This window comes from Aeromonas sp. ASNIH7 (assembly GCF_002903485.1).
GTDB lineage: Bacteria > Pseudomonadota > Gammaproteobacteria > Enterobacterales > Aeromonadaceae > Aeromonas > Aeromonas caviae.
The window spans coordinates 456,315-473,557 of sequence record NZ_CP026226.1 but is presented as its reverse complement, the minus strand read 5'-3'; the positions used below and the strand labels follow the sequence as shown (position 1 = coordinate 473,557).

13 protein-coding genes are annotated in these 17,243 nt (G+C 57.1%); 9 read left to right on the top strand and 4 right to left on the bottom strand.

All coding sequences use genetic code 11. The features are described 5' to 3' along the window. Positions 1–131: 131 nt before the first annotated feature. Positions 132–3,194: an efflux RND transporter permease subunit gene (locus C2U47_RS02075; protein ID WP_103261402.1), complete on the top strand. Its 3,063-nt coding sequence runs from the start codon at positions 132–134 to the stop codon at positions 3,192–3,194. Positions 3,195–3,209: 15 nt separating this feature from the next. Then, a complete protein-coding gene (locus C2U47_RS02070; RefSeq protein ID WP_103261401.1) occupies positions 3,210–4,253 on the top strand; it encodes an efflux RND transporter periplasmic adaptor subunit in 1,044 nt (347 codons plus the stop codon). 67 nt (positions 4,254–4,320) lie between these two features. Here the strand turns inward: C2U47_RS02070 and pyk are convergent, their stop codons facing one another. Further along, positions 4,321–5,760, bottom strand: a complete 1,440-nt coding sequence (gene pyk / locus C2U47_RS02065; RefSeq protein ID WP_005324189.1) for a pyruvate kinase — start codon at positions 5,758–5,760, stop codon at positions 4,321–4,323. 160 nt (positions 5,761–5,920) lie between these two features. After that, complete coding sequence (locus C2U47_RS02060; protein ID WP_029314760.1) at positions 5,921–6,775, bottom strand: MurR/RpiR family transcriptional regulator; 855 nt, start codon at positions 6,773–6,775, stop codon at positions 5,921–5,923. A gap of 348 nt (positions 6,776–7,123) precedes the next feature. On the opposite strand from C2U47_RS02060, the gene glk reads away from it, so the two are divergent. After that, positions 7,124–8,092, top strand: coding sequence for a glucokinase (gene glk / locus C2U47_RS02055; RefSeq protein WP_039041241.1), 969 nt, complete (start codon positions 7,124–7,126; stop codon positions 8,090–8,092). Between the two features lie 369 nt (positions 8,093–8,461). Here glk and C2U47_RS02050 read toward each other — a convergent pair whose 3' ends face one another. Then, positions 8,462–9,832: an ATP-binding protein gene (locus C2U47_RS02050; RefSeq protein ID WP_214005469.1), complete on the bottom strand. Its 1,371-nt coding sequence runs from the start codon at positions 9,830–9,832 to the stop codon at positions 8,462–8,464. Between the two features lie 11 nt (positions 9,833–9,843). Then, positions 9,844–10,518: a response regulator gene (locus C2U47_RS02045; RefSeq protein WP_162540546.1), complete on the bottom strand. Its 675-nt coding sequence runs from the start codon at positions 10,516–10,518 to the stop codon at positions 9,844–9,846. A 937-nt stretch (positions 10,519–11,455) separates the two neighbouring features. On the opposite strand from C2U47_RS02045, the gene rfbB reads away from it, so the two are divergent. The 6 genes from rfbB (at position 11,456) to C2U47_RS02015 (ending at position 17,233) form a co-directional block, all read left to right on the top strand. Further along, complete coding sequence (gene rfbB, locus C2U47_RS02040; RefSeq protein ID WP_042877774.1) at positions 11,456–12,541, top strand: dTDP-glucose 4,6-dehydratase; 1,086 nt, start codon at positions 11,456–11,458, stop codon at positions 12,539–12,541. Then, entirely contained in the window at positions 12,541–13,428 is an 888-nt protein-coding gene (gene rfbD / locus C2U47_RS02035; RefSeq protein WP_039041244.1) for a dTDP-4-dehydrorhamnose reductase, read from the top strand. The genes rfbB and rfbD overlap by 1 nt, the downstream gene beginning before the upstream one ends. Positions 13,429–13,542: 114 nt before the next feature. Then, the gene (gene rfbA, locus C2U47_RS02030) at positions 13,543–14,421 is read left to right on the top strand and encodes a glucose-1-phosphate thymidylyltransferase RfbA (protein WP_042877769.1); all 879 of its coding nucleotides are present in this window, start codon (positions 13,543–13,545) and stop codon (positions 14,419–14,421) included. A 61-nt stretch (positions 14,422–14,482) separates the two neighbouring features. Beyond that, the gene (gene rfbC, locus C2U47_RS02025) at positions 14,483–15,025 is read left to right on the top strand and encodes a dTDP-4-dehydrorhamnose 3,5-epimerase (RefSeq protein WP_039041246.1); all 543 of its coding nucleotides are present in this window, start codon (positions 14,483–14,485) and stop codon (positions 15,023–15,025) included. 83 nt (positions 15,026–15,108) lie between these two features. After that, entirely contained in the window at positions 15,109–15,927 is an 819-nt protein-coding gene (locus C2U47_RS02020) for an ABC transporter permease (RefSeq protein ID WP_039041247.1), read from the top strand. Beyond that, positions 15,917–17,233: an ABC transporter ATP-binding protein gene (locus C2U47_RS02015; RefSeq protein ID WP_103261399.1), complete on the top strand. Its 1,317-nt coding sequence runs from the start codon at positions 15,917–15,919 to the stop codon at positions 17,231–17,233. The genes C2U47_RS02020 and C2U47_RS02015 overlap by 11 nt, the downstream gene beginning before the upstream one ends. The last annotated feature ends 10 nt before the right edge of the window (positions 17,234–17,243 follow it).

Here is a 17,243-nt window from a genome sequence, read left to right as displayed (position 1 = left end):
TGGCCGGTTTTTTGTTGTTTAACCAGGCATTTACAAGGTCGATTAATTCCAGTTTAATGCAATGGCCCCCACCCTTGGGGCAGGAAGCAAGGCCATCGGAATGGCCGATAACAACAACTCAGGAAGAGTGAATGAACCTCGCCAAAACGGCGATCGAACGCCCCATCTGGGTGGCGGTCTCGGTCGTGCTGATTTTTTTGCTGGGCCTGCTCAGTATCCGGGGACTGCCCGTCCAGCTGTTTCCCGACATAGACCGTCCTCACCTCAACATCACGGTGGACTGGCGCTCGGCCTCGCCCCAGGAGATGGAGTCGGAGATAACCGATCCCATCGAGCAGGAGATGCAGGGGGTACAGGGGCTCAAGAGTCTCAGCAGCAACAGCTACCCCGGCTTCACCGAAATCGACATGGAGTTTGCCCTCGGCACCGACATGCAGCGGGCCCAGCTTGACGTCATCTCCCGCCTGAACCGGGTCTCGGGGCTGCCGGACAACATCGGTGGTCCTTACGTCAACAACTACAGTAGCAACGACACCCTGACCTTCTTCTTCATCCAGCAGCTGCCCGGCGCCAAGGGGGAGATAGACGATCACCAGGCGCTGATCGAGGCGAGGGTCAAGCCCGAGCTGGAGCGGATCCCCGGGGTGTCCACGGTCGACATCGAGGGGATCAATGAGCGCCAGATCCAGATCCGCTTCGACCCTTACCGCGCCGCCGAGCTGGGGGTGGAGATCCCGGTGCTCGCCAGCCGGGCAACGACGGGCTGGGATGTGTCGGCCGGGACCCTCGACATCGGACGCTGGGAGTACAAGCTGCGCTTTGCCGGTCGCTATGACGTGGCGGCCCTGGGGGACAAGGTGGTGGACTGGCGTGACGGCCTGCCCATCTATCTGCGGGACGTGGCCGAGATCAGAGTGGCCCGGGAGGAGCACCCGGTGCTGCGCATCCAGAACGGCAACACCGCCATCGCGGCGCAGATCTTCAAGGAGAGCGGCGCCAATGCACTGGCGGCGCTCGAGGGGATCAAGGCCAAGGTCGGGGAGCTCAACCGGGAGGTGCTGGAGCCGGTTGGCCTGCACATGGAGCAGTCGTTTGACGCTTCTCTCTATATCAACCGGGCGGTGAGCATGGTGACAGCCAACCTGGGGCTCGGGGTGTTGCTCTCTTGCGCCATCCTCTGGGTCTTTCTGCGCCAGCTCAAGGCGACCCTGATGATCGCGATCGCCATTCCCATCAGCATCATGCTCACCTTCTGCCTGCTCAAGGTGATGGGGCGGACCCTCAATATCATCTCCCTGGCGGGCATTGCGTTTGCGGTCGGCATGGTGCTCGACGCCGCCATCGTGGTGCTGGAGAGCATCTACCGGCGCCATGAGCGGGGTGACATCAACAAGGGAGAGGCGGCGCTGGAGGGCACCCGCCGGGTGTGGACCGCTCTGGTGGCGTCCACCCTGACCACGGTCGCCATCTTCCTGCCGGTGCTCCTGCTCAACGATGTGGAAGGGCAGTTGTTTGCCGATCTTGCGCTCACCATCGCCTGCGCGGTGACCGTCTCCATGGTGGTGGCGGTCACGGTGTTGCCTGCGGTGGCGGCGCGCTGGATGGGGCTCGAGCGGCTGATTGATCCCTTTGAGCGCCTGTGGTGCCGCGCCACCCGCCATGTGATCCGCTGGACTGCCACCGCCCCCAGGCGCTGGGCCATCATCGTCCTGATGATGACGGGGCCTGTGCTGGCGAGCTGGCTGCTGCTGCCCAAGATGAACTACCTGCCGGATGTGAAGCGGGACGCCATCGATGTCTGGATGAGTTTCACCCCGGGGGTCAATCTCAAGGCCCAGCGGGAGGAGGTGATCGATACCCTGATTGCTCGCCTCGACCCCTATATGAAAGGGGAGAAGGAGCCTGTCCTCAAGAACTACTATATCCTGCGCTACCCGGGCGGTGCCCAGATCGGGGTGCGGCCAAAGGAGGAGAGCCAGATCAAGGTGCTGGAGCAGCTCTTGATGAAGCAGTTGCTGGTGGGCATTCCCGACACCCGGGTGTTTGGCGGTCAGGGGTCCCTGTTTGGCGGTTTTGACAGTGAAAACAGCATCTCCCTGCTGATCCAGGGAGGTGGGCTGCCCGAACTCTATCAGGCGGCCCGGGAGAGCATGACCATAGTGCAGCGGGACTTGCCCGGCGCCCAGGTCAGGCCAGAACCCGGACTCGATTTCACCGCTCCCGAGCTTCGGCTGGTGCCCCAGGACAGGCGCCTGGCCGAGGTGGGCTGGGATCGTTCCCCCATGCCCGCCATCATCCAGACCTTCGGTGATGGCCTGCGGGTCGGCGAATATTTCGACGGGGATGAGCGGCTCGACATCCTGCTGATGGGGCAGGCCTCCGCCAACCCGGACGAGCTCAAGGCGGTGCCGCTTGCTACCCCGTCCGGGCGCATCGTTCCCCTAGGGGAACTGCTGCGGGTGGAGCCGCAACTCGGGCCTGAGAGCATCTTCCGATCCGATGGGCGGCGCAGCATCAGTCTGCAGATTTCCCCCCCTGCGGGGATGAGCATGGAGCAGGTGCTCGACACCCTGCAGCACAAGAGCTTTGCCGCCATCCGGCCGTTGCTGCCGGCCGGGGGGGAGCTGCGGGTCGCCGGCAATGCCGACAGCCTGCAGCAGGCGCTCGGCAACCTCGGCAGCATCTTCCTGTTCGCCGTGATGATACTGCTCATTCTGCTGTGGGGGGTCTTCGCCTCCCTCAAGGATGCCGTGCTGGTGCTGCTCACCTTGCCGCTCGCCACCGTAGGCGGCGTGCTGGCGCTGCACCTGAGCGGTCTGGTGGCGCCGCTGCCGATGGACTTGCTCACCATCATCGGCTTCGTCATCCTGCTCGGGTTGGTGGTCAACAACGCCATTCTGCTGGTGCACCAGACCAGGATGGCCGAGCGGGAGGGGATGAGCCGACAGTCGGCAGTCACCGATGCTCTGCAAAGCCGGATGCGTCCCATCGCCATGACCAGCCTCACCAGCATCTTCGGTATGCTGCCCCTGATGCTGAGTCCGAGCGAGGGGAGCGAAATCTACCGGGGGCTGGCCACCGTCATCGTCGGCGGCATGAGTTGCAGCACCCTCTTCACCCTGATCCTGTTGCCCGCCTTCCTGCGGTTGGGGGAGCAGACCGACATACCGCACGCCCTTCGGCAGCGTGCCTGAGCAAGGAGCTCATCGATGACACAAGGTTTCACAAGGATGGTGGTGGGGGCCCTGCTGCTGGCTGGCGGGCTGCCTGCGCTTGCACAAAGCAAGATGGTGACGCTGGCGGAGGTGGCCCAGGGAGAGGCGGGGGCCAGCATCTGGGTCAGCGGCACGGTGGCGAGCCGCCAGCAGGCGGCGCTCAGCGCCGAAGTGAGCGGTCGGGTGGAGTGGATAGCCGAGTTTGGCAGCCGGGTGAAGGCGGGGGACGAGTTGCTGCGCCTGGACAGCGCGACTCTGCGCCTCTCGCTGGAGCAGGCGAGAGCGGAACAAGCCAGAGAGGGGAGCAACCTGCGTTACGCTCGCGCCGAGTTCCAGCGCCTGGATCGTTTGCACCAGCAAAAGAGTGCCTCCCAGAGCCAGTATGACAAGGCGCGCTATGACGTGGAGCAGGCTGAGCTGGCCGATCAGTTGGCGCGGGTGCAGGTGCGCCAGATTGAGGAGCAGCTGCGCAGAAGCCGCATCTTTGCCCCGTTTGACGGGGTGGTGAATGAACACTTCATCCAGCCGGGGGAGCATGTGGATGCGGGCGAACAGGCGCTTGAACTGGTCAATCCGGATCAGCCGGATATCCGGTTGCGTGCGCCTATTGCCTGGGCCCGGCAACTGGCCACCCAGACCCGGTTGCGGGTGGAAGGGGAGCAGCTCAGCAGCCACGCCATCTATTACCAGCGGGCGGCGAGCGCCGATCCCAAGTCCCGGCTCATCGAGCTGCGCCTCAAGCCGGAAGCGGGTACCTTCATCATCGGCTCGCCAGTGCGGGTGGCGCTGCCGATGGGAGAGCAGCACACCATGCTGCTGCCACGGGATGCCCTGGTGCTCGGCACCGAGGGAAGCGTGGTCTATCAGGTGGAGCAGCGCGGCGAGGCGCTCACGGTGAACCGGGTGCCGGTCACCGTGCTCTTTGGGGACAGCCGGGAAGTGGCGGTGAGCGGCGCTCTCAGGCAGGGAGACAAGGTGGTGGTGCGCGGCGCCGGCAGCCTGCAGGATGGAGACAAGGTGGAGCTGTTTCGCGGTTGAACCTGGGCTGGCCCCATAAAAAAACGGCTCCCGCGGGAGCCGTTTTTGTTGCAGGGAGGAGGGGCGATTACTCGACCATCATCACCTTGCAGGTGTTGGTGCTGCCGACGGTCTCCATCTTGTCGCCGTGGGTGAGCAATACCATGTCGCCGCTTTGCAGCAGTCCCTTGGCCTTGAGCACGTCCAGCGCGTCGCGGCACACCTCGTAGACCGGCTTGGTCTCGTCGCCATCAAACAGCACGGGGGTGACGCCGCGGTAGAGGTTGGCCCAGGCCAGGGTCTTGTTGTGAGGAGACATGGCGAAGATGGGCAGGCCGGAGCTGATGCGGGACATCAGCAGCGGGGTGGTGCCCGACTCGGTCAGCGCCACGATCGCCTTGACCCCTTCCAGGTGGTTGGCCGCATACATGGTGGACATGGCCACCGCCTCTTCCACCGAGGTGAAGGTGTAGTTCATGCGGTGGTTGGAGACGTTCAGGCTCGGGTGCTTCTCGGCGCCCACACAGACGCTGGCCATGGAGGTCACGGTCTCGATGGGGAACTGGCCGGCGGCGGTCTCGGCGGAGAGCATCACCGCATCGGTACCGTCCAGCACGGCGTTGGCCACGTCCATGACTTCGGCACGGGTCGGGAGCGGTGCGTTGATCATGGACTCCATCATCTGGGTCGCGGTGATGACCACGCGATTCAGGCGGCGGGAGTGGCGAATGAGCTTCTTCTGCACACCCACCAGTTCGGGGTCGCCGATTTCGACACCCAGGTCACCACGGGCCACCATGACGGCATCGGAGCCAAGGATGATGTCTTCCATCGCCTCGTCGCTGGCGACGGTCTCGGCGCGCTCGACCTTGGCCACGATCTTGGCGTTGGAGCCGGCTTCGCGGGCCAGTTCGCGGGCGTAGCGCAGATCATCGCCGCTGCGGGGGAAGGAGACCGCCAGGTAGTCCACGTTCATGCGGGCGGCGGTCTTGATGTCTTCCTTGTCCTTCTCGGTCAAGGCCGGGGCGGAGAGGCCGCCACCTTTCTTGTTGATGCCCTTGTTGTTGGAGAGAGGGCCGGCCACGGTCACCGTGGTGTGGATGCGGGTGCCTTCGACCTGTTCGACCTTCAGTTGCACGCGGCCATCGTCCAGCAGCAGGATGTCACCGGATACCACGTCCTGCGGCAGGCTCTTGTAGTCGATGCCGACCTGCTCCTGGCAGCCTTCGCCCTTGCCGAGGGCGGCATCGAGAATGAACTTGTCACCGATGGCGAGGTAGATCTTGCCATCCTTGAAGGTGGAGACGCGGATCTTGGGGCCTTGCAGATCGCCCATGATGGCCACGTGGCGGCCCAGCTTGGCGGCGATGTCACGCACCTGGTTGGCGCGCTGGATATGATCTTCAGGAGTGCCGTGGGAGAAGTTCATCCGCACCATGTCGGCACCGGCGCGAATGATCCCCTCGAGAATGCCGTCGCGATCGGTCGCCGGACCGAGTGTGGTAACAATCTTTGTACGTCTTGGCATGAAAGACTCCAATGTGAAGTTGATATGACTTGAAATACTGCCCCGTCAAGCATGTGGCATGGCGCCAACTGGCAGGCCATCTGGGTGGCCTTGTTTGATTGAATTTCGATACTACACCAAGCCCGTTGGCATAGACAGTCGGGGGCGGCCCCCCGAATGATCAGGAGGAGTGCGGGGTATCAAAGCGGGATTCGCGCAAACCTTCTTTGACTTTCTTCAGGTTTTCGCGAAATTTCATGCCACGGCGCAGGGTGAAACCGGTGGCCAGCACGTCCACCAGGGCGAGCTGGGCGATGCGCGAGGCCATGGGCATGTAGACGTCGGTGTCTTCCGGCACGTCCATGGAGAGCACCAGGTTGCATTCGCGGGCCAGGGGAGAGTCCTTGGCGGTCATGCCGATGACGGTGGCATCGTTTTCCCGGGCCAGCGCGGCAATTTCCACCAGGGCCTTGGTGCGGCCTGTGTGGGAGATGAGGACAACCACGTCCCCTTCGCTGCTGTTGATGCAGCTCATGCGCATCATGACGATGTCATCGAAGCTCACCACGGGGATGTTGAAGCGGAAGAACTTGTTCTGGGCATCCCGGGCGACGGCGGAAGAGGCGCCCAGGCCGAAGAAGCTGATCTTCTTGGACTGGGTCAGAATATCGACGCAGCGGTTGATGGCCGAGATGTCCAGGCTGTTCTTGGCGGCATCGAGGCAGGCCATGGTGGATTCGAAGATCTTGGCGGTATAGGTGTCCGGGCCGTCTTCCGCTTCCACGTGGCGGTTCACGTAAGGGGTGCCGTTGGCCAGACTCTGGGCCAGGTGCAGCTTGAAATCGGGAAAACCCTTGGTATCGAGGCGACGGCAGAAACGGTTGACGGTCGGTTCGCTCACATCGGCCAGCTTGGCCAGGGTAGCAATGCTGGAGTGAATGGCGGTCTGGGGTGAGGCCAGGATCACTTCAGCCACCTTACGCTCTGATTTACTGAAACTTTCCAGATTGTTCGTAATTTTATCGAGGGTATTCATCATTACCACCAGGCATTTTTGTAATTTAACTTCAGTGTCTGTGCACTAAATTCACAGCTCAAGCAGGTTTCCAGTCTCCGCGATGACTATACAAGACAAGCTCTTATCGGAACTAATCTCGGCCCTGCAAAGTATGACTCATGTCTAATTATTTCGTGTTTTTAGTTGCAAACTTCCATTTGTGTCTTGAAAACGCTTACAAATGTTGCAAAGCAACAACACTGTGAGCGGGCGCACACTTGTCTGCATAAATCGCGCAGCTCGGCTGCGGGCTCGAGTAGTATTGCAGCCAAATAATAATGTCGGGACGGTAAGGGCCGCCCCGAGTCGGTAACGAAGGAGTTTGTTATGCAGCATACCCATGCGCTGGTGGGCGACGTTGGCGGTACCAATGCCCGGCTGGCCCTCTGCGAACTGGCGACGGGCGCCATTTCCCAGGCAAAAACCTATTCGGGGCTGGCCCATCCCAGCCTGGAGGCCGTGGTGCGCCTCTATCTCGAAGAGCACGATGCCACCGTGGGCGAGGCGTGCATCGCCATCGCCTGCCCCATCAACGGTGACTGGGTCGCCATGACCAACCACAGCTGGGAGTTCTCCATCCGCGAGATGCAGGCCAACCTCGGCCTTGCGCGCCTGCAGGTGATCAACGATTTCACAGCCGTCTCCATGGCGGTGCCCGTGCTCGGCGAGAGCGATCGCATCCAGCTCGGGGGCGCGGCTCCGGTAGCCGGCAAGCCCATCGCCATCTATGGCGCAGGGACCGGCCTTGGCGTCGCCCACCTGGTGCAGGCCGGTGAGCAGTGGCTGAGCCTGCCGGGTGAGGGCGGTCACGTGGACTTCGCCGCCAACACGGAAGAGGAAGATGCGGTGCTGCAGGTGATGCGCGGCGAGCTGGGCCATGTGTCGGCGGAGCGTTTCCTCTCGGGCCCCGGGCTCGTCAATCTCTATCGCGGCCTGGTCAAATCCGATGGCCGCGAGCCCGAACCCTTTGCCCCCAAGGACATCACCGAGCGTGCGCTGGCGGGGGATTGCCTCGATTGCCGCCGCACCTTGAGCCTGTTCTGCGTGCTCATGGGCCGCTTTGCCGGCAACCTGGCCCTCAACATGGGCACCTTCGGCGGTGTCTACATCGCCGGTGGCATAGTGCCGCGCTTCCAGGAGTTCTTCATCGGATCGGGCTTTCGGGTCGCCTTCGAGGACAAGGGGCGCTTCAAGCCTTATCTCAAAGACATTCCGGTCTTCCTCATCACCCATGAAGGGCCGGGGCTGCTCGGGGCAGGAGCCTATCTGCGCCAGTCGCTCGGGATCCGTCTCTGAGCCTTGCCAGGGTGAACATGGTTCAGTCCCGATTCAGTGACCGGGGCGTAAAGTGAACCTACGTACTCAAGAGGACGGGGCTTCATAGGGAATTGAAACCGGTCTTCATCCGCTGGGTGCGCATTGTCACCTGACAAGCCTGAACTGTTTTACCGGCCCTCGCGGCCGGTTTTTTTATGCCTGTCGTTTCTGCGCGAGCATGGGGCTGAGGGGAGCGGCAGGTCAGCTTCTGATGGGGGTGCAAGCTCGTCAGCCCCGCTGCCATGTGCTTGGCCTGGTCGAAGCATAAGGAGTGAGGTGTGAGACATGGAAAGCACCGGGATGGCAACGCCCGAATGCGGCAGGAGCCAGGTACTGGCTCCTGCGCTGTCAGGGGAGGGTGATGTGGAATCTCGCCCCGCCGAGCGGGGAGTCATCCACCCGGATCTCGCCGCCGTAGCTGTGCACGATTTCGGTCACCACGGCGAGGCCAATCCCCTGGCCGGGGGAGCTGTCAGCCCGCACGCCGCGCTGGAAGATCTGCTGCGATTTGCCGGGATCGATGCCGGGGCCGTCGTCTTCCACCACGATGAGCAGACCCCTCTCCCGGTGGCGGACATGAACCCGGATCTCGCTGATGGCGAATTTGCAGGCGTTGTCCAGCAGGTTGCCCATCAGCTCCATCAGATCGCCCTGCTCGCCGTGAAAGAAGACATCGTCGTCAAACTGGAAGCCGGTCTGCAGCTTCTTGTGGCGATAGACCTTGGCGAGGCTGGCCAGCAGCTTCTCGATGAGGGGAACCGGTTCGGTGCCCTTGCTCGCGAGGCGCTTTCGCCCGGTGACGGCGCGGCGCAACTGGTACTGGATGATCTGATCCATGGTGGTGATCTGTTCATTGATGTTGTCATGGATGTCGTGGCCGAGCTTGAGCTCCTGGGCGGTGATCTGGATGAGTGCCAGCCGGGTTTTCAGGCTGTGGGCGAGATCGTTGAGGGCGTGCTGGTAGCGCTGGGTCTGCTGGCGTTCGTTCTCCAGCAACTGGTTGACCGAGCTTGTCAGGGGGGTCAGTTCGCGCTCGTAGTCGTTTGACAGCGCCTCTCGCGTACCGGCGCGGATCTCGTCAATCTGGCGCGCCATGGTGCGCAGGGAGGAGAGGCTCCAGAAACTGGTGAGCAGCAACAGAGCGCCCAGCAGACAGTAGGCGAGCAGCGCCTGGCGAATGCAGCGGTAGAGGTAATCGCGGGTCTGGGCCTGATAGCGCCGGGCGGAATCGACCATCACCACGTAGTAGGTGGTGGGGCCGGCGCCATGATTGCGCAGGAAACGCAGGCTGTAGATGAAGTAGCTCTCGCCGTTCTTGATGGTATGCAGCTTGAAGAAATAGTCCTGATCCAGTCCCCCCAGGTATCTCATCAGATCCCGGCAGATGGTCTCCTTGATGGAGACCACCTCCGGCATGTGGAGGCTGGACCAGCTCAGCACTCCGTCGGCGCGGCAGATCAGGGTATCGAGATTGGGATCGATGGCATCCGGGGTGAGCTTGCCTAGATCCGTCATGGCGTGGGGCTCCGGCTGCTTGGACGAGAACAGCTTGGAGAGGTTCTCCTGCATGCGGACACTGGCTTTCTGGGCCTGCTCCTCGGCATGGCCGAGGTAGAGTATGTAGACGGAGAAGGCCATGATGAGCGCGATGACCAGCATGGCACTCAGCATCAGCTTGAGGTGCAGGGAGCGGCGGATCAGGGTCAGGGGATGCAACATGGCAAGGCGCATCAGCTGCAGGCGAGGTTGAAGATGTAGCCCTGGCGGCGGATGGTGGAGATGGGCTGGATGCTCCCTTCCGGATCCAGTTTTTTGCGAAGCCGGCTCACCATCACCTCGATGGTGTTGGGATCCCCTTCACCATCCCCATAGAGCTGATCCAGCAACTGCTGTTTGGAGACCACCTGACGGGCATTTCGCATCAGGTATTCCAGGATCAGATATTCGAAACTGGTCAGCACAGTGACCTCGCCGGCGATGGTCAGCTCCTTGCGGGAGAGATCCAGCTCGTAGTCACCCGCCTTCACTCTGGGGGAGATGAAGCCGGCGCTGCGGCGTACCAGCGCATTGAGGCGGGCCAGCAGCTCGTCCTTCTGGAAGGGTTTGACCAGGTAGTCGTCCGCCCCGGCCTCCAGTCCTTCCACCTTGTCCTGCCAGTTGCCTCTGGCCGTCAGCACAATGATGGGAAAGGGGATCTGCTGCTCGCGCAGGCGGGTGATGAGCTGAAGGCCATCCATGTCAGGCAGGCCCAGATCGATGATGGCGACATCGATGGGGTAGTCGGCCGCATAGTGCTGTGCCACCTGGGCATTGTCCGTGCTGTAAACCTGGTTCTGGGCCTCGGTCAACAGGGTGGAGAGGTGGTGATTGAGCAGCTTGTCGTCTTCAACCAGTAGGATTTTCATAAGATGCATGATGATGAGGGTCCAGGCTGCCAATTAGAGGGTCAACAAGAGGGAGAGTCAATCCGGATCCTACCTGACCCCGCTGTATCGGGACTGAATCATCCCAGACTGAACTCCTCAATAGAGTGTTTAATAAGATGTCAAAACTCTGTGACACGAAGCGATTTACATACGGTGACAGCAGTATGCGACCGTTATGATCGCAGTGGAGGGGCAGTAAGGTACGTGAATGGGTCAACAGAAGAGCACACTCTTGATCTCTTGGCGCTATCCTAACAATCTGATGCCCACGAATGAGGTGATAAGAGCACACTGACAGACATATTTTTTCTATTCTTCATCGAAAGGTGTCACTAGAGGATTATCAGTAAAAACACTGGTGACATTGAAGTCATTAGGTTAATGGGAATGCTGTTGAATCCTTACCCTATTGAGGGCCTTTTGCACCTTTTGACTATTCACCCTTGGGTTAAACAAGATAGAATCTGACCCGCGATCGGGTTTAGGGCGCAAAAAGCCCAAGATGTGAGCAATGTAGGTTCCGGACAGCCTAGTAAGGTAATGGAATGCTTAAGAATTGTTAAACATCAATCAAAACAAGAAGCTGGAGGATCTGATGGCCAACAGCACGGACAAGAAGGTTAAAATCAGCATATTGGGAGCTGTAACTCAAGGGCGGTAGCGTTTCACTTTGTTGACTATGTCATCTTTTTCATAATTACCCTCCCCACCAAGTTTATCAAATAAGAATTATTTACAAGTCGTATTGCTAGAAATTATGCAGAAAAATTAACCAAGCTTAGTTTCAGTGATATATCTGTGTGCTAGACGATTTAGTCATCAGTGTTGGCGCTTCGCAAACCTACCGTGAAGATCTTCTACGCAAGCGTCAAACAATGTCTTGTCATTTCGTTATCTTGAAATCGGGAACCTTTCAATGAAGATCCTTGTGACTGGTGGTGCCGGCTTTATCGGTTCAGCCGTTGTTCGCCATATCATCCAGCATACCCAAGACTCAGTTGTCAACCTCGACAAGCTGACCTATGCAGGCAACCTGGAATCCCTGGCTGAGGTCTCGGGCAGCGATCGTTACGCGTTCGAGCAGGTCGACATCTGCAGCCGCGTCGAACTGGATCGGGTGTTTGCTACCCATCAACCGGATGCCGTGATGCACTTGGCCGCCGAGAGTCACGTTGATCGCTCTATCACAGGCCCCGCCGACTTCATCGAGACCAATATCGTCGGCACCTATATGATGCTGGAAGCGGCCCGCGCCTATTGGAACGGTCTGGACGAGGCGCGCAAGACGGCCTTCCGCTTCCACCATATTTCCACCGACGAGGTGTATGGCGATCTGCCACATCCGGATGAAGCGTCTGCTGGTGAACCCTTGCCACTCTTCACTGAAACGACGCCCTACGCCCCCAGCAGCCCCTATTCTGCCTCCAAGGCTTCCAGTGACCATCTGGTGCGCGCCTGGCGCCGTACCTACGGCATGCCCACCATCGTCACCAACTGCTCCAACAACTACGGCCCGTACCACTTCCCCGAGAAACTGATCCCGTTGGTGATCCTCAATGCGTTGGATGGTAAGCCGCTGCCGGTCTATGGCAAGGGCGACCAAATTCGCGATTGGCTCTATGTGGAAGACCACGCACGCGCGCTCTACAAGGTGGTGACCACGGGCTTGGTCGGGGAGACCTACAACATCGGCGGTCATAACGAGAAGCAGAATCTGGAGGTGGTACACACCATCTGCGATCTGCTGGACGAGATGGTGCCGAAGGCGGGCTCTTATCGTGAGCAAATCACCTATGTGGCGGATCGCCCTGGCCATGATCGCCGTTATGCCATCGATGCCAGCAAGATGAGCAGTGAGCTCGCATGGCAGCCGCAAGAAACTTTCGAATCTGGCATTCGCAAAACTGTGCAGTGGTATCTGGATAACGAACAGTGGGTCAACAACGTCAAGAGCGGTGCCTACCAATCCTGGATTGAGCAGAATTACGGGGAGCGTGCCTGATGCATATTTTGCTGTTTGGCAAAAACGGTCAGGTCGGTTGGGAGCTGCAGCGTGCACTCGCACCGCTGGGCCGCATCACTGCCGTTGATTTTGACTCCACCGATTATTGTGGCGATTTCAGCAACCCGGCAGGGGTGGCCGACACGGTACGTCTGGTCAAGCCGGACGTGATTGTCAACGCCGCAGCCCACACCGCAGTCGACAAGGCGGAGAGTGAGCGGGAATTTGCCGAGCTGCTCAACGCGACCAGTGTGGCGGCGATCGCCAAAGAAGCGGAAGCATTGGGTGCCTGGCTGGTGCATTACTCCACCGACTATGTGTTCGATGGCAGCGGTGAGCGTCCCTGGGTGGAAACCGATGCAACTGCACCGCTCAACGTCTACGGTGAAACCAAGTTGGCAGGGGAACAGGGGGCGGCTCTCTGCGCTCGTCACCTGATCTTCCGCACCAGCTGGGTCTACGCCGCCCGTGGAGCCAACTTTGCCAAGACAATGCTGCGCTTTGGCAAAGAGCGTAGCGAGATGTCGGTCATCAATGACCAGTTCGGCGCCCCGACCGGTGCCGAGTTACTGGCCGATTGCACCGCCCATGCGATCCGCGTGGCGCAGAGCAGACCCGAGGTTGCCGGGCTGTACCATCTGATTGCCTCCGGTACCACCACCTGGTTTGACTACGCCCAATTGGTGTTTGCCAAAGCCAGAGAGGCTGGCGTTGATCTGGCGGTCACGCAACTCAATGCAGTGCCGACCAGCGCCTTCCCGACCCCTGCCAAACGCCCCCATAACTCCCGCCTTGATACCGACAAATTCCAGCGCACCTTTGATCTGGTACTGCCGGACTGGACCGTCGGCGTGGAGCGGATGTTGACCGAGATCCTCAGCAAGTAAATCCCTGGTCAGGGATGTGTTGAGTGCATCCCTGGCTGGCAAGAGATAAAACGTAAAAGGTGTAGCTGCAAGCCACCTTTTTCTTTTGCAATTTAAAAATAAGAAACAAGCATCATGACCAAACGTAAAGGCATCATTCTGGCCGGTGGCTCAGGCACCCGTCTCTATCCGGTGACCATGGCGGTGAGCAAGCAACTGTTGCCTATCTATGACAAGCCGATGATCTACTACCCGCTCAGCACCCTGATGCTGGCGGGCATTCGCGATATTCTGATCATCAGCACGCCGCAAGATACCCCCCGTTTTGAGCAATTGCTGGGTGACGGCAGTCAGTGGGGCCTGAATTTGCAGTACAAGGTGCAGCCAAGTCCGGACGGGTTGGCACAAGCCTTTATTCTGGGTGAAGAGTTTATCGGGTCAGACCCCTGTGCGCTGGTGCTGGGGGACAACATCTTCTATGGCCACGACCTGCAGAAACAGTTGGCGGCGGCAGCGGCCAAAGAGAGTGGTGCTACCGTCTTTGCCTACCATGTGCATGACCCCGAGCGTTATGGGGTGGTGGAATTTGATAAAGAGGGTACCGCTATCTCGCTGGAAGAGAAGCCGTTGGAGCCCAAGAGCAACTATGCGGTCACCGGCCTCTATTTCTACGACAACAGCGTTGTTGAGATTGCCAAGCGCCTGAAGCCGTCACCGCGTGGTGAGCTGGAAATCACCGATGTGAACCGTATCTACCTGGAGCAAGGCAATCTGTCGGTGGCGATGATGGGGCGTGGCTATGCCTGGCTGGATACCGGTACCCATGAAAGCATGATAGAAGCGAGCAACTTTATTCAGACTATCGAGACGCGCCAGGGATTGAAGGTGGCGTGTCCTGAAGAGATCGCCTATCGCCAAAAGTTTATCAGTGCTGACCAGATACGTGAGCTTGCAGCGCCGCTGGCGAAAAATGCATATGGCCAATATTTGTTAAGAATGGTTGCTAACGCCTGATGTGATATGGGGGGAGGAATGTTGTTCCCCCATAAAAACTGGATCAAATGTGGGTAAACAGATGAACGTAATCAAAACAGCAATTCCTGACGTGCTTATTTTTGAGCCAAAAGTATTTGGTGATGAGCGTGGATTTTTCTTTGAGAGCTTCAACCACAAGTTGTTTGAAGAGGCAGTAGGATATCCTGTGAGTTTTGTGCAGGATAATCACTCCAAATCGTCGAAAGGGGTATTGCGTGGCTTACATTATCAATTGTCTCCCCATGCCCAGGGCAAGCTGGTGCGCTGTGTTGCAGGTGAAGTGTTTGATGTGGCGGTAGATATCCGCAAAAGCTCTCCAACCTTTGGACAGTGGGTTGGGGTTCACTTGTCAGGTGAGAATAAGCGACAGTTGTGGATCCCGGAAGGGTTTGCACACGGTTTTGTAACTCTGAGCGAGACGGCGGAGTTTTTGTATAAAACGACTAATTATTATCATCCTGAAAGTGACAGAAGTCTATTCTGGAAAGATCCAGACTTGAGCATTGATTGGCCATTAGATAAACCTATTCTTTCAAAAAAAGATGAGAATGCCTTTTCATTTCACAAGGCTGAAATTTTTTAATTTTGTATCAGCATGAATAGAACTATGTAGATGTTCTAGCTATATGGTAAGAGGTTTATTTTGGTTTCTTCTCAAGGGTAATTATGAACCGAGATAGTAGTATATCCCCCGTCCGTATCTTATCGATTTTAAAAAACCGCCATTTGATTATGACGTTAGTTCGCCGCGAAGTTGCAGCGAGATATCGTGGTTCACTTTTTGGAAATTTGTGGGCTTTATTTACTCCACTTTTTATGTTGGCAGTTTACACATTCATATTTAGCGTGGTATTCAAAGCTCGCTGGAGTGGTGGTAGTGATTCTCGTAGTGAATTTGCATTGGTGCTTTTTGCCGGTCTAATGGTCTTCAATCTATTTTCAGAGTGTTTTAATCGTGCTCCACGATTGATTCTTGAAAATGTCAACTATGTCAAGAAAGTGGTGTTTCCACTCGATATACTGCCGTGGGTCGCATTGGGCAGTGCTATGATAAATATGTTTATTAGCTTTATGGTATGGCTTACTTTCTATGCTATTGCTATTGGTACACCACCCATTACTGTTCTACTTTTTCCGATAGTAATTATCCCGCTCATTTTCTTTATAATGGGAATTTCATGGGCACTTGCAGCAATGGGGGTTTACTTACGTGACCTTTCTCAATTGGTAGGCGTTATCAGTACCATATTGATGTTCCTCTCTCCTATATTTTATCCTATTGAAGCATTACCTGAAGAGTACCGCCACTGGTTGAATATCAACCCACTTACTCCTGTTATTGCACAAGTACGTGATGTGCTTTACTGGGGGAAAATGCCTTATTGGAAAGAATACGGCATGACATTGATTGTCGCAACGGTAGTTATGTATGCAGGATTTGCCTTGTTCCAAAAAACGCGTAAGGGGTTTGCCGATGTGCTCTGACAAAGTGGCAATTGAAGTTCATGGGCTAAGCAAATGCTATCAAGTGTATGGGCAACCTGTCGATCGACTCAAACAGTTCGTTTTCCCGCGTGTGTTGCGATTATTTCGACGTGCCTCAAAGCAGTACTTTCGTGAGTTTTGGGCTCTGCAATCAATTAACTTCACAATAAAGAAAGGGGAAACCGTTGGTATTATTGGTCATAATGGAGCCGGAAAGTCTACATTGCTACAACTGATATGCGGCACTCTAAATCCTTCTCATGGTGAAATTAGTGTTAATGGGCGTATTGCTGCATTGCTTGAGCTGGGGGCTGGATTTAATCCGGAGTTCAGTGGGCGTGATAATGTCTATCTCAATGCCAGTGTCCTGGGATTGAGTAAAGAGGATATTGATGCAAGGTTTGATGAAATCGCTCGTTTTGCCGACATTGGCGATTTTATGGAGCAACCCGTCAAGACCTATTCCAGTGGTATGTATGTCCGTCTTGCGTTTGCAGTACAAGCATGTATCGACCCGGAGATATTGATTGTAGATGAAGCACTTGCAGTTGGGGACATAGGTTTTCAGTACAAATGTTTCAAGCGAATGGAAGCCCTTAAAGCCAAGGGAGTGACTATTCTCATGGTGACGCACTCGACTGGTAGTATTCTAGAGTATGCCGATAGATGCCTGGTTATGGAAGGAGGGCGCCTGATTGGTGATACTACGGATGTCTTAGCAGCAGTCATGGCGTATGAAAAAGGGATGATATTGTCGGAAGAAAAAGCAGAGTCATCTTCATCAGTAGCAAGGGACAATGACGGAGAATGTCCATCTCAATCGCTCTTAATTGAGAAGCAAAAAAATGAAGCAAATATGGTGCTGGGTGAAAAACGATTTGGCTCTGCCCGCGCCATAATAGCAAGTCTGACAATATTAAAAAATGATGGAACACCTTATCATGAAGAGCCGTTAGTGAAATCTGGGGAGACTTTAACACTACGCTTTGAGCTCTTGGCGTGTGAGGTTATTGAAGATGTAGTGCTCGGACTTTCTTTGAGTCGGACTCAAGGTGGTGATATATGGGGGGATAACAATATTGCTGCCGGCCATTCTCTTACTTTGAAACCAGGTCGCCAAATAGTGACTTATCAAGTTACTTTACCAATCAATAGTGGTGATTATTTACTGCACTGTGGGTTGGCCTCCCTCAGAGGAGGAATGCGTGAAGAACTTGATCAGCGCCGGCCAATGCGTGCGGTCAAGTTCTGGTCTGCCCGAGAATTGGGCGGTGTTGTACATGCTCCAATTACTGTTCTGGCCTGAACTCATCGGT

Coding starts and splice junctions, on each gene's coding strand:
- C2U47_RS02075 (WP_103261402.1), top strand. CDS start 132: ATGAACCTCGCCAAAACGGCGATCGAACGCCCCATCTGGGTGGCGGTC.
- C2U47_RS02070 (WP_103261401.1), top strand. CDS start 3,210: ATGACACAAGGTTTCACAAGGATGGTGGTGGGGGCCCTGCTGCTGGCT.
- pyk (WP_005324189.1), bottom strand. CDS start 5,760: ATGCCAAGACGTACAAAGATTGTTACCACACTCGGTCCGGCGACCGAT.
- C2U47_RS02060 (WP_029314760.1), bottom strand. CDS start 6,775: ATGAATACCCTCGATAAAATTACGAACAATCTGGAAAGTTTCAGTAAA.
- glk (WP_039041241.1), top strand. CDS start 7,124: ATGCAGCATACCCATGCGCTGGTGGGCGACGTTGGCGGTACCAATGCC.
- C2U47_RS02050 (WP_214005469.1), bottom strand. CDS start 9,832: ATGTTGCATCCCCTGACCCTGATCCGCCGCTCCCTGCACCTCAAGCTG.
- C2U47_RS02045 (WP_162540546.1), bottom strand. CDS start 10,518: ATGAAAATCCTACTGGTTGAAGACGACAAGCTGCTCAATCACCACCTC.
- rfbB (WP_042877774.1), top strand. CDS start 11,456: ATGAAGATCCTTGTGACTGGTGGTGCCGGCTTTATCGGTTCAGCCGTT.
- rfbD (WP_039041244.1), top strand. CDS start 12,541: ATGCATATTTTGCTGTTTGGCAAAAACGGTCAGGTCGGTTGGGAGCTG.
- rfbA (WP_042877769.1), top strand. CDS start 13,543: ATGACCAAACGTAAAGGCATCATTCTGGCCGGTGGCTCAGGCACCCGT.
- rfbC (WP_039041246.1), top strand. CDS start 14,483: ATGAACGTAATCAAAACAGCAATTCCTGACGTGCTTATTTTTGAGCCA.
- C2U47_RS02020 (WP_039041247.1), top strand. CDS start 15,109: ATGAACCGAGATAGTAGTATATCCCCCGTCCGTATCTTATCGATTTTA.
- C2U47_RS02015 (WP_103261399.1), top strand. CDS start 15,917: ATGTGCTCTGACAAAGTGGCAATTGAAGTTCATGGGCTAAGCAAATGC.